General features: G+C 65.1%; 11 protein-coding genes. 3 read left to right on the top strand and 8 right to left on the bottom strand.

What is annotated here, in order from left to right; genetic code table 11:
* Nucleotides 1–15: 15 nt before the first annotated feature.
* From FJ418_RS05010 to FJ418_RS05000, 3 genes are read left to right on the top strand one after another with little or no spacing between them, the layout of a single operon-like run.
* Nucleotides 16–921, top strand: a complete 906-nt coding sequence (locus FJ418_RS05010) for an ABC transporter permease (protein WP_181166848.1) — start codon at nucleotides 16–18, stop codon at nucleotides 919–921.
* Nucleotides 911–1,726, top strand: coding sequence for an ABC transporter permease (locus FJ418_RS05005; protein ID WP_140863994.1), 816 nt, complete (start codon nucleotides 911–913; stop codon nucleotides 1,724–1,726). The genes FJ418_RS05010 and FJ418_RS05005 overlap by 11 nt, the downstream gene beginning before the upstream one ends.
* 25 nt (nucleotides 1,727–1,751) lie before the next feature.
* On the top strand, nucleotides 1,752–3,179 hold the full coding sequence (locus FJ418_RS05000) for a gamma-aminobutyraldehyde dehydrogenase (RefSeq protein ID WP_140647067.1): 1,428 nt from the start codon (nucleotides 1,752–1,754) through the stop codon (nucleotides 3,177–3,179).
* 117 nt (nucleotides 3,180–3,296) lie between these two features.
* Here the strand turns inward: FJ418_RS05000 and FJ418_RS04995 are convergent, their stop codons facing one another.
* The 8 genes from FJ418_RS04995 to fdhF all read right to left on the bottom strand — a co-directional run bounded on the left by FJ418_RS04995 (nucleotide 3,297) and on the right by fdhF (nucleotide 12,407).
* A complete protein-coding gene (locus tag FJ418_RS04995; RefSeq protein WP_140863992.1) occupies nucleotides 3,297–4,706 on the bottom strand; it encodes an FAD-binding oxidoreductase in 1,410 nt (469 codons plus the stop codon).
* A 332-nt stretch (nucleotides 4,707–5,038) separates the two neighbouring features.
* A complete protein-coding gene (locus tag FJ418_RS04990) occupies nucleotides 5,039–5,353 on the bottom strand; it encodes a hypothetical protein (protein ID WP_140647069.1) in 315 nt (104 codons plus the stop codon).
* A 55-nt stretch (nucleotides 5,354–5,408) separates the two neighbouring features.
* Entirely contained in the window at nucleotides 5,409–5,771 is a 363-nt protein-coding gene (locus FJ418_RS04985) for a nuclear transport factor 2 family protein (RefSeq protein ID WP_140647070.1), read from the bottom strand.
* Nucleotides 5,772–5,851: 80 nt separating this feature from the next.
* On the bottom strand, nucleotides 5,852–6,325 hold the full coding sequence (locus FJ418_RS04980) for a carboxymuconolactone decarboxylase family protein (protein WP_112128489.1): 474 nt from the start codon (nucleotides 6,323–6,325) through the stop codon (nucleotides 5,852–5,854).
* 108 nt (nucleotides 6,326–6,433) lie between these two features.
* Nucleotides 6,434–7,987 carry an alpha/beta fold hydrolase gene (locus tag FJ418_RS04975; RefSeq protein ID WP_140863990.1) on the bottom strand — a complete coding sequence of 518 codons (1,554 nt, stop codon included), beginning with the start codon at nucleotides 7,985–7,987 and terminating at the stop codon, nucleotides 6,434–6,436.
* 112 nt (nucleotides 7,988–8,099) lie between these two features.
* Nucleotides 8,100–8,411, bottom strand: coding sequence for a formate dehydrogenase subunit delta (locus tag FJ418_RS04970; protein ID WP_140853993.1), 312 nt, complete (start codon nucleotides 8,409–8,411; stop codon nucleotides 8,100–8,102).
* Nucleotides 8,401–9,225, bottom strand: coding sequence for a formate dehydrogenase accessory sulfurtransferase FdhD (gene fdhD, locus FJ418_RS04965; RefSeq protein WP_140863988.1), 825 nt, complete (start codon nucleotides 9,223–9,225; stop codon nucleotides 8,401–8,403). Before fdhD ends, FJ418_RS04970 begins: the two co-directional genes overlap by 11 nt.
* Before the next feature lie 269 nt (nucleotides 9,226–9,494).
* Nucleotides 9,495–12,407, bottom strand: coding sequence for a formate dehydrogenase subunit alpha (fdhF, locus tag FJ418_RS04955; protein ID WP_140863986.1), 2,913 nt, complete (start codon nucleotides 12,405–12,407; stop codon nucleotides 9,495–9,497).

Below are 12,407 nucleotides of genomic sequence, written 5' to 3'. Positions count from 1 at the left end.
CCCGGCAGCGGCGGCATGCGCGGCGCGCTGTCCGATCTCTTCTGGCGCCGGCCGAAGCTTCTGCTGCTGCTCATGCTCCTGCCACCAGTGCTATGGCTAGGCATTGTCTATATCGGCTCGCTGTTCGCGCTGCTGGCGCAGAGCTTCTTCTCGATCGACGAGTTTTCCGGCCTCATCAACCGCGAGTTCACGCTGAAGACCTATGGCGACCTGTTCCAGGCAGCCAATCTCGACATCATCCTGCGCACGGTGACGATGGCGGCGCTCGTCACGCTTGCCTCGGCGATCATTGCTTTCCCCATCGCCTATTACGCGGCGCGCTATGCGCGCGGCCGCTGGAAGGCGCTGTTCTATCTCGGCGTCATGCTGCCGCTGTGGTCAAGCTATCTGGTCAAGATCTACGCCTGGAAGCTGATCCTGGCCAAGGAAGGCATCCTCACCTGGCTGCTTGCCAAGCTGAACCTGCTCTGGCTGCTCGATGCCTGGCTGTCGCTGCCGATCGTCGGCGGCAACTCGCTGTCGGTCTCCTTCACCGGCACCTTCATCGTCTTCGTCTATGTCTGGCTGCCCTTCATGATCCTGCCGGTGCAGGCCGCGCTCGAACGCGTGCCCGGCAATCTGGTCGAAGCCTCGTCCGATCTCGGCGCCTCGCCCGGCCAGACCTTCCGCAACGTGCTGTTCCCGCTGGCGCTGCCCGGCATCGTCGCTGGCTCGATCTTCACCTTCTCGCTGACCTTGGGCGACTACATCATCCCGCAGATCATCGGCACCTCGCGCCTGTTCATCGGCCAGGCCGTCTATTCACAGCAGGGCACCGCCGGCAACATTCCGTTGGCTGCCGCCTTCACCGTGGTGCCCATCGTCATCATGGGCTTCTATCTCTGGGGCGCCAAGCGCATGGGGGCTTTCGATGCGCTCTGACCGTGGCCAATCCGCTCCGCTCGGCCTGAAGATCGCCGCCGCCTGCGGCCTGCTTTTCCTGCACCTGCCGATCCTCCTGATCTTCGTCTATGCCTTCACGACGGAAGAGAAGAGTTTCGTCTGGCCGCCGCCGGGGCTCACCACGCAATGGTTCGCCGTCACCTGGAACCGGCCGGACGTCTGGGACGCGCTGTCGCTCTCTGTCCGCGTCGCCGCTATCTCGACGGCGATCGCGCTGGTGCTCGGCACGCTCTGCGCGGCCGCTGTCTCGCGGACGCGCTTCTTCGGCCGCGAAGCCATCTCGCTGCTGGTCATCCTGCCGATCGCGCTGCCCGGCATCATCACCGGCATTGCGCTGCGCTCGGCCTTTGCGCTGGCCGACATCCCGTTCTCGTTCTGGACGATCGTGCTTGGCCACGCCACCTTCTGCGTGGTCGTCGTCTACAACAACGCCGTCGCCCGCTTCCGCCGCACCTCCGGTTCGATGATCGAGGCCTCGATGGACCTCGGGGCTGACGGTTTCCAGACGTTCCGGCATGTCGTGCTGCCCAACATCGCAACCGCATTGCTTGCCGGCGGCATGCTCGCCTTTGCGCTCTCCTTCGACGAGGTCATCGTCACCACCTTCACCGCCGGCCAGCAGCAGACCGTGCCGATCTGGATGCTGGAGGAACTGATCCGCCCGCGCCAGCGCCCGGTCACCAATGTCGTGGCCATGGTCGTCGTTCTGGTGACGCTGCTGCCGATCCTCTTTGCCTATTACCTGACCCGCGACGGCGACCAGGTCGCCGGTTCGGGGAAATAACCGAATTGATTAAGGAGTGACGTCCATGGACACCCAGATGCTGATCGGCTCGAAATTCGAGAAGGGCACTGAGACGGAGGAGCCGATCCTCAATCCGAAGACTGGCGCGACGATCCTCAACCTGCCCGAAGCGAGTCCGGCGCAGATCGAGGCTGCCGTCGCTGCGGCCGAACGAGCGTTCGTCAGTTGGTCGCGCACGACGCCGGCGCAGCGCTCGGGCTATCTGCTCAAGATCGCCGACCGCATCGAAGCCGAGGCGAAGGACTTCGCGGCGCTCGAAGCGCTGAATTGCGGCAAGCCGATCAACGCCGTGCTCAATGACGAGATTCCGGCGATCGTCGACTGCTACCGCTTCTTTGCCGGCGCGGTGCGTTCGATGCCCGGCCAGGTTGCCGGCGAATATATTCCGGGCCACACCTCGATGGTGCGGCGTGACCCCGTCGGCATCGTCGCTTCCATCGCGCCCTGGAACTATCCGCTGATGATGATGGCCTGGAAGCTGGCGCCGGCGATCGGCGGCGGCAACACGGTCGTCTTCAAGCCGTCGGAGCAGACGCCGCTGACGGCGCTGAAGCTGGCCAGGATCCTCGCCGAGGTGCTGCCCGAGGGCGTCGTCAATGTCGTGCTCGGCCGCGGCGACAGCGTCGGCAACACGCTGATCAACCACCCCAAGGTGAACATGATCTCGATCACCGGTGACGTCGCCACCGGCAAGAAGGTGCTGCAGGCGGCCGCCAAGTCGGTCAAGCGCACGCATCTGGAGCTTGGTGGCAAGGCACCGGTCATCGTCTTCGACGACGCCGACCTCGGCGCGGTGGTCAACGGCCTGCGCGCCTTCGGCTATTACAATGCCGGCCAGGACTGCACCGCCGCTTGCCGCATCTATGCCGGCAAGAAGATCTACGACAAGCTCGTCGCCGACCTCTCTTCCGCCGTCTCGACCATCAAATACAACCAGCCGGACGACACCGAGAACGAAATCGGGCCGCTGATCTCGCGCCGCCAGCGCGACCGCGTGTCGAGCTTCGTCGAGCGCGCTTCGGAACTGAAGCACATCGAGATCACCACCGGCGGCAAGCCGGGCGAAGGCTCCGGCTTCTACTACCAGCCGACCGTCATCGGCGGCGCGCTGCAGGAAGACGAGATCGTGCGCCGCGAGGTGTTCGGTCCGGTCGTCTCGGTCACTCGCTTCTCCGACGTCGATGAAGCGGTGAACTGGGCGAACGACAGCGACTACGGCCTGGCCTCGTCGGTATGGACGAAAGACGTCTCGCGCGCCATGGCGACGGCCGCCCGCCTGCAATATGGCTGCACCTGGATCAACACGCACTTCATGCTGACCAACGAGATGCCGCATGGCGGGTTGAAGCAGTCCGGCTACGGCAAGGACATGTCGCTCTACGCGCTGGAGGACTACACCGCCGTCCGCCACGTGATGGTGGCGCACGGCTAGCGCCTTCTGCCTCTTCCCTTGTGGGAGAGGTCGGATTGCACCGATTTGCGAAGAGCAATTCGGAGGCAATCCGGCCTCGGCGCGACGACCCCTGTGTCGGCGGGATCAGCGTAAGAATTAAGCGGCTGTCCTGCCCTCCGTCATCGAAGTCGCGGGCTTGATGTTCTGGTTGACCCGGAAGACGTTGAAGGGGTCATAGGTGCGCTTCACCTGGCTCAGCCGCTCGTAATTTGCGCCATAGCTCGCCTGCACGCGCGCTTCTCCTTCGTCGTCCATCATGAAATTCACGTAACCGCCTTCGCCGTTATGGGGATGGATGCTCGTCCAGTAGGTCTTGGCCCATCTGGTGAGGTCGGCGGCCTTGCCCGGATCGGGATCGATGGCGGCGATGACCATCGACCAGGTTGCGTCGCGCGCGTTCCATGCGGTTTCGTTCTTGCCGACGCGGCGAACGGCGCCGTCGATCGGGTAAAGATGCATGAGCGACAATTCGCTCGGCGCCGCGGCGGCCTGGGCGATATGGGTGGCGATGGCTTCGTCGGGAAGCGACTTCACGAAATCGCCCTTCCAATACCATTGCAGGCCTTTCGGAAGCAGCGGATCGAACAATGCCTGCAAGGCCGGGAATGGCATCACGCCCATCCAGTTGAAAATCGGCGGCGGCAGATTATCGAGCAGCGGCGCCATGGCCTTGCGCCCGTCCTCCTCGGTGCCGTTGTAGCAGGAGATGATGGCGCAGGCGCGCTTGCCCCAATATTCGCGCGGGAAGGGATCGGTCGAGGGAACGGTTTTCAGGCCGACAAAGGCGCCAAGATCTTCCGGCGCCTCCGGCAGGTAGTCGCGATAGGTCCGCATGACGGCCAACGCATCCTTGGCCTCCCAGAACACCGGGCCGCCGAAGATCATGTTCACGGGATGGGCCTGGAACAGGAAGCTGGTCACGACGCCGAAATTGCCGCCGCCGCCCCGGAGCGCCCAGAACAGGTCGGGATTCTCGGCTTTGCTGGCTGTCACCACGCTGCCGTCGGCCAGCACCAGATCGGCTTCGACCAGATTGTCGATGGTGAGACCGTATCTGCGCGTGAGATAGCCCGTCCCTCCGCCGAGGGTCAGACCGGCAACGCCCGTGGTCGAGACGATGCCGGCCGGAACAGCCAGCCCGAAAGGATGGGTGGCATGGTCCACGTCACCCGACGTGCAGCCTGGCCCGACCCTCACGGTGCGCGTTTTCGGATCGACATGGACCCCTTTCATCATCGACAGGTCGATGACGAGGCCGTTGTCGCAAATCCCCAGCCCGGCGCCGTTGTGCCCGCCGCCGCGCACGGCGATCAGCAGGTCGTTGTCGCGCGCGTATTTCACGGCGGTGATCACGTCGGCGACATCGGCGCAGCGTGCGATCAGCAGCGGGCGCTTTTCGATCATGCCGTTATAGACCTTGCGGGCCTCGTCATAGCCGGCATCGTCACGCAGGATCACCTCCCCGCGCAGGCTTTCACGCAGTTTTGCATGGGTTTCGTCGGTCATCGGTTTGCTCCCTTGATTGCGCCCACCGCCATGCGGCGTCGGCGCGACGCATTTGTTGCTTCGTTATGCCGCCTCGACGGGCGGGTGCGTTCGACGGTGCAGGAAGAGCACATTGCACCAATCCGGTGCGCGCCGCTTCGCCCGAAAGGGCCAGCGGGGCATGGCCCGGGAGAGCCATGACATGGCAGCCAACCCGGCCGGGGCCGGCCGTGCCGGGATGCTCGGTCCCTGGCCCTGTCGATCTGATGCTGACGAGCGGCCGCCCGCGTCGCGGCCACTCGCGCCTTCGTGCTCGCCGGCGGCCTCTCAGCCCCGGCTCTTCGACGGTGCAGCTATTCCACGATGCGGAAGATCTGCCACTGGCTGGTGCCCGACACCACATAGGGCTCTAATTCCTTGCCCCATTTGGCGTGCGCGTCGATCTTGGCGATCTTGGCAAAGAACGCTTCCAGCTGGGCCAGGCTTTCGACCTCGTGATGGGACTCGATCGTCGCTTCACGTGCGCCGATCGAGCCGGTCATGAGGCGAAAATTCAAGTCAGCGAGCCCGACCTGCGAGCCGATCTCGCGCTCCCATTTCCGCATCAGCTCGAGTGCGGTCTGCTTCTGGCCGAACTTCGCGTCGATCTGCCATCTGGCGCTGAACATGTTTGCTCTCCCTCATGATTGCGGCCAGGCCGCTGTTTGATTTGTCCGCGACTTGTTATTCGTCCCAGGCCTGCACGACGGTCTGCCGCGCGATCAGGCCGTTCTTCAGCTCCACCATCGCCGCGCAGTACACTTTTGTGCCGTCCGGATAGGCGCAGGCTTGCATGAAGGCGAGGTTGTCGCCCTCGGCGATGGTGGTATCCACCTTGTGGGTCATCGCCCGGCTGCAGATATCGTCCCAGAAGGTGCTGATCGCCGCGCGGCCGCGGATCTCGCGCGGCTTGCTCGGCGGATTGTTCCGGTCGATCACCCGCACCAGCGCATCGTCATTGTAGAAGCTCGACAAGAGCTTGCCGTCACGGCCTTCGATCGCCTTCTTGATCGCGGCGCCATCCACTGTCTTTGTCTTGGTCAACATTTCTTGCCTCCATGGCCCGTCTGATCGGGCGTTCCGTTGCTCGGGACGCAGCCCGGCGTGACCGCCGGGCCGAGGGTCTTTCACTGCGACTTCGCCTTGACGGCGGCGAACAGGTCGTCGGTCTGCTTCTTGAATGTGGCGAGGTCGACCTGGCTGCCGTTGAGCATCGTCGACCAGTGGCGCACGATCGCCGCCATGGCGATGGCCTCCTTGATCTCCTCGTCGCTCGCGCCGTTCGCCTTGGCCGCCAGCGTGTGGAAATAGATGCAGTACTGGCAGGGGATCTGCGAGGCGACCGCCAGGCCCATCAGCTCCTTTGTCTTGCCATTGAGGGCGGTGTTCGGATTGAGCTGCACGCCCTTGATCTCGGCCCACGCGCCTGCAACCGCGACATCGGGCAGCGTCTTGAACATGTCGGGCACCGTGCCGAGCGTGGCCTGGATATCTTTGTAGGCCGCGGTTGCCGAGGCGTCCTCGGCCCGCGCCGGAGTGATGGCCAGCAACGCGCCCGCGGCAAATGCCAGCAATCCGATCTTGCGATTCAATTTCAGCATTTCATCCTCCATTCGCAGTGCCTTCGTGGCTGCATCGCCTAGCCTGCATGGGGAGAATTGATACCTCTTAGGGCGCCCCGACCGCTTCGCCCGAAAGCGCCATGGCTCTCATGGCCCGTCCGGGCCAGCATGTCTGGCCGAGAAGGCCGCCGCCGCCGCCCGCGACGGCAGGTCGAGCTTGAGCAATATGTTGGCGACGTGGCGCTTGACCGTGTGCTCGCTGAGGCAGAGTTCGGCGGCGATCGCGGCATTGCTCTTGCCGTCGGCGATCAGGTTCACCACCTCGCTCTCGCGCGCCGTCAGCGCGGCCGGCTCGGCGGGCCTTGCCTTGGGCCGGCAGGCCGGCTCCAGATGCTGCTCCGACGTCGCCAGAACTGCGGGCATGGGCTCGTCCACCTCATCGAGGCTGACGCGGCCGGCATCGACGAAATGCAGGCCGGAACCTATTGCGAGATCGGCGACTAGCCGCGAGGCGAGGATGTCGCCGCGCCCGGCATGCGCGGCGAGCTGCATCGTCACCCGCGCCGTCAGCCCGACCGGCTGGCCGCGCATTTCGATCTCGCCAACATGCACGCCTTGCGCGCTGGCCACGCCGATCTGCTGGGCCGTCTCGCGCAGCGCCGCGGCGCAGCGCACGGCACGCGCCGGCCCATCGAAGCGCGACATCATCAATTCGCCATGCGTGCCGGCCGTGCGGCCGCCATGGCGGCCGACCAGAAGCCGCCAGGTTTCCTGGAAGCGCTGGCTGCGCTCGCTCCACATGCGGTCGCCGAGCTTGGCCGTGTCGTAGATGCGCGTCCCCAGCAGCGCCGCCAGCACGCGCTCGGTGTCGGCCACCGCCGGTTCTCCGGTCAGGAATTCCTCGATCAGATCGGCCACTCGGTCGACGTCGCCGGTCCAGATCGGGTGGTCGCGCCCAGAGATCTCGACCAGGCGAGCGCCGGGGATCTTCCTGGCCAGGAAGCGGCTGGCATCGGGGTCGACGCGGGCGTCGTTACGGCGATGGATCAGGAATGTCGGCACCCTGATCATCCCGAGTATATCGCGCACGTCGATATCGGCGTTCATGCGGGCAAGCGCTGCGGCCGCCGTCGGACTGGCCGACAGCCGCTCGAACCGGGCCCACCACTGGGTGAAGTGGGTATCGTCCACCCGGCCAGGCGCGAAATTCGGCAAGGTGGCGCCGGTGCCCCACGATGTCTCCGCCGTCTCGATGAAAGCTTCCAGCCGTTCCGGCGGCATCACCCATCTGTGGAAATGCGCATAGGCGCCATAGAGGACGAGCGCGCGCGTCCGCTCCGGATAGGTGGCGGCGAACAGCATCGCCATCGGCGCGCCCTCCGAGGCGCCGAGGATCGCCGCCCGGCCGCTGCCGGCGGCGTCCATCACCGCGCGCACATCGTCCATGCGCGTTTCGAGACTGGGCAGATTGTGGTTGTCGACGCGGTCGGAAAGCCCGGTGCCACGCTTGTCGAACAGGATCAGGCGCGAGAAGGCCGAGAGCCGTTTCAACAGGCGGCTGTAGCCTTCGTCTTCCCAATGCAGATCGAGATTGGAAATGAAGCCCGGCACGAAGACCAGATCGAACGCGCCCTGGCCGACCACCTGATAGGCGATCCGCACCTCTCCGCTGCGCGCGTATCTGGTCTCGATCGGCCTCACGAGTTCTTCCGCCTGGCCTGACGATTTCCGATCGTCAAACATAGCAGAGCCGACCAGGTAGCGGCAGCTTAAACTTTAGCAAAAAGAAATGTAAGACGGCCGGTCGCTGCGACTATTTCTGCGAAGCGACGATGTCGGCCGGGAAAGCCTTGAGTCCAAGCTTCGTGTCGGCCTCCGCTGGGCTGATCGGTCGCTTGATCTTGGCCGAGGCGGCGATCACAAGGTCGTCGAAATTCTCCGTGCCGGCGTCCAGCATCTCGAAGAATTGGCGCCGCATCCGAGGCTCCCAGAACTTGTTGATGTGCTCGGCAACGCCGGTAATGCCTTCCTCGCGCGGCTTCGAATGGAAGAAGGTGGCGATCTGGTTGGCCATGCGCACCAGCTTTTCCTTGGTGCTGGCGATGTGGTCCTCGTCATGCGACATGCTTGGCAACTCCGGAAGCCACCCGTTCGGGGTGGGTGAAAATATCGAAATCGTCGCCGCGAACCAGCGCCACCAGCGTCATGCCGGCGGCCTCGGCCGTGCGAATGGCAAGGGCGGTCGGCGCCGAAACCGCCATGATGATCGAAGCGCCGATGGCGGCCGTCTTCTGCACCATCTCCACCGACACGCGCGAGGTCACCACGATGGCGCCGCTCGCGCCGTCGATGCCGGCCTTGGCCAGCGCACCGGCGAGCTTGTCCAGCGCGTTGTGGCGGCCGACATCCTCACGCGCCATCACGATGCCTTTGCCCGGCACATAGAAGCCTGCGGCATGCACAGCGCCGGTTTCGGTGTGCAGCGGCTGGACCTTCGACAAAAGCCTGACCGAACGGGTGATGTCCTCGGCATCGAGCGTAAGCTTTGACGCACCGACCGCATCGACCGAACGCATCGCCTCCTCGATGGATTCGATGCCGCACAGGCCGCAGCCGACCGGCCCGGCAAGCCGGCGCCGCCGCGCCTGGAAGCGCGTGTTGGCCTGGTCCTTCAGCCGGATCTGGATATCGATGCCGGCGCCGAGATCCTCGACCTCGATCGCCTCGATCTCCTTTGGGTCGGCGATGATGCCTTCGGTCAGCGAGAAGCCGAGCGCGAAATCCTCGAAATCGGCCGGGCTTGCCATCATCACCGCATGCGTGGTGCCGGCAAAGGAGAACGCCACCGGCGTCTCCTCCGGCACCATGCGGTTCGCGGCCGAGGTGCCGCCGGCGCGATGCGCGAGACGGGAGATTTGGGAGATAGGAGGGCGGTTCACGAGGCGCCAGCCCCTGGCCTGCCGGCCATTTCGCTCAGGATATGTCGAAGGCCTCTTACGTCAATCGGCAATTGCTCTCCAACGCCTTCCCCCACTCCGTCGCTGCTTCGCAGCGCCACCTCTCCCCCCTCCGGAGGGAGAGGAAAGGAGCCAACTGGGATCGCTGCGCGCCTTTCCTCTCCCCCGTCGATCGGGGGAGAGGTGTCGAGCGAAGCTCGACGGAGTGGGGGTCGATCAGCCGTCAAGATTGAGCTCTGTCCTCGACACACCTACTCCGCCGCCTGCAGCGGGGCGATGCGCCGGCTCTGCTTGGCCTGTTCGTTATAGTCCTTCTGCCAGTCGCTCGGACCGTTGGACGGCGCCACCTGCACAGCGGTGACCTTGTATTCCGGACAGTTGGTTGCCCAGTCCGAGAAGTCGGTGGTGATCACGTTGGCCTGCGTGTCCGGGTGGTGGAAGGTCGTGTAGACGACGCCGGGCGAGACGCGGTCGGTGATCAACGCGCGCAGCGTGGTTTCGCCCGAACGGCTCGCCAGCCGCACCCAGTCGCCTTCGCGCACGCCGCGGACCTCGGCGTCGTGCGGATGGATCTCCAGCCGGTCCTCGGCGTGCCACATCGAATTCTCGGTGCGCCGGGTCTGCGCGCCGACATTGTACTGCGACAGGATACGGCCGGTGGTGAGCAGCAGCGGATAGCGTGGACCTGTGCGCTCGTCGGTCGCCACATATTCGGTGCGGATGAACTTGCCCTTGCCGCGCACGAAGCCGTCGACATGCATGATCGGCGTGCCGAGCGGCGCCTTCTCGTTGCAGGGCCACTGCACCGAGCCGACGCGGTCGAGCAGCTCGAAGGAGACGCCGGCAAAGCTCGGCGTCGTCTTGGCGATCTCGTCCATGATCTGCGACGGATGCGTGTAGTTCCAGTCGAGCCCGATGGCGCGGGCGAGCTCCTGCGTCGCTTCCCAGTCGGCATAGCGCGCCTTCGGTTCGATGACTTTGCGCACCATGTTGATGCGGCGCTCGGCATTGGTGAAGGTGCCGTCCTTCTCGAGGAAGGTCGAGCCCGGCAGGAAGACATGTGCGTAGTTCGCCGTCTCGTTCAGGAAGAGGTCGTGCACGACCACGCATTCCATGGCGGCGAGGCCGCCGGCGACATGCTTGGTGTCCGGATCGGACTGCAGGATGTCCTCGCCCTGGATGTAGATGCCCTTGAACGAACCGTCGACGGCGGCGTCCAGCATGTTGGGGATGCGCAGGCCGGGCTCGTCGTCCAGCTTCACGCCCCACAGGCTCTCATAGATGTCGCGCACCGCCTCGCCGGAGATATGGCGGTAGCCCGGCAGCTCATGCGGGAACGAGCCCATGTCGCAGGAGCCCTGCACGTTGTTCTGGCCGCGCAGCGGGTTCACGCCGACGCCTTGCCGGCCGATATTGCCCGTGGCCATGGCGAGGTTGGCGATGGCGATCACCGTGGTGGAGCCCTGGCTGTGCTCCGTCACGCCGAGGCCGTAATAGATCGCGCCATTGCCGCCCTTGGCATACATGCGCGCGGCACCGCGGATCAGTTCCGGATCCACGCCCGATAGCTTGCCGACGGTTTCGGGGCTGTTCTCCGGCAGGGCGACGAAGGACGCCCAGTCCTGGAACTCGGCCCAGTCGCAGCGCTCGCGGATGAAGGCCTCGTCGAACAGGCCTTCGGTGACGACGACATGCGCCAGCGCCGTCAGCACCGCCACGTTGGTGCCGGGCTTCAAAGGCAGGTGGTAGTCGGCCTCGATATGCGCCGACTTGACCATCTCGGTGCGGCGCGGATCGAGCACGATCAGCTTGGCGCCCTGGCGCAGCCGCTTCTTCAGCCGCGAGGCGAACACCGGGTGGGCCGAAGCCGGATTGGCACCGATGATGACGGCGACGTCGGTGAATTCGACCGAATCGAAATCCTGCGTGCCGGCGGAGGTGCCGTATGTCTGGCCGAGCCCGTAGCCGGTCGGCGAATGGCAGACGCGGGCGCAGGTGTCGACATTGTTGTTGCGGAAGCCCTGCCGCACCAGCTTCTGGACGAGATAGGTCTCCTCGTTGGTGCAGCGCGACGAGGTGATGCCGCCGATCGCGGTGCGTCCATACTGATACTGGATGCGGCGGAATTCCTTCGCCGTATGCGCGATCGCCTCTTCCCAGCTCACTTCGCGCCACGGATCGGAGATCTTCTCGCGAACCATCGGCGACAGGATGCGGTCCTTGTGGGTGGCGTAGCCATAGGCGAAGCGGCCCTTGACGCAGGAATGGCCGTGGTTCGCCTTGCCGTCCTTGTAAGGCATCATGCGGATGACCTCGTCATCCTTCACCTCGGCCTTGAACGAGCAGCCGACGCCGCAATAGGCGCAGGTGGTGACGGCCGAGCGCTCCGGCATGCCCTTTTCGAGCACGGTCTTCTCGCGCAGCGCGTCCGTCGGGCAGGCCTGCACGCAGGCGCCGCAGGAGACGCATTCGGAAGCGATGAAGTCCTCATGCATGCCGGCGACCATGCGCGACTCGAAGCCGCGGCCCTCGATGGTCAGCGCGAAGGTGCCTTGCACCTCCTCGCAGGCGCGCACGCAGCGCGAGCAGACGATGCACTGCGCCGGATCATAGGTGAAATAGGGATTGGATTCGTCACGCGCGATGTAGTCGACCGCCAGCGAGCCATGGCCAGGCGCAACGCCGTTGTCTTCCTTGACGTGGTTGCGGCCTTCGACGCCGTAGCGGTTCTCGGCGAGGCCGACCGACTTCGCCACCGCGTCGAATTCGCTGGCGCCGGTTCCGGCCTTCTCGTTCCAGCCGGTCGGATGGTCGGAGACATAGAGCTCCATGACGCCGCGGCGAATGGCGTCGAGCCGGTCCGACTGCGTGCGCACCACCATGCCTTCGCCGACCGGCGTCGTGCAGGAGGCCGGCGTGCCGCCGCGTCCTTCGATCTCGACCAGGCAGACGCGGCACGAGCCGAAGGAGTCCAGCATGTCGGTGGCGCAGAGCTTCGGGATCTCGACCCCGCCCTCCATCGCCGCGCGCATGATCGACGTGCCTTCCGGCACGGTGATGCTTTGCCCGTCGACGGTCAGCGTGACCTGCTTCGTCGCTTTCGACTCCGGCGTTCCGTAGTCGATCTCTTCGATGAGTGTCGGGAAGTCGGCCTTGATGTTCAT

It is taken from the genome of Mesorhizobium sp. B2-8-3, assembly GCF_006440815.1.
Taxonomy (GTDB): domain Bacteria; phylum Pseudomonadota; class Alphaproteobacteria; order Rhizobiales; family Rhizobiaceae; genus Mesorhizobium.
The sequence above is the reverse complement of the archived record's forward strand: the minus strand, read 5'-3'. Positions and strand labels throughout refer to the sequence as shown.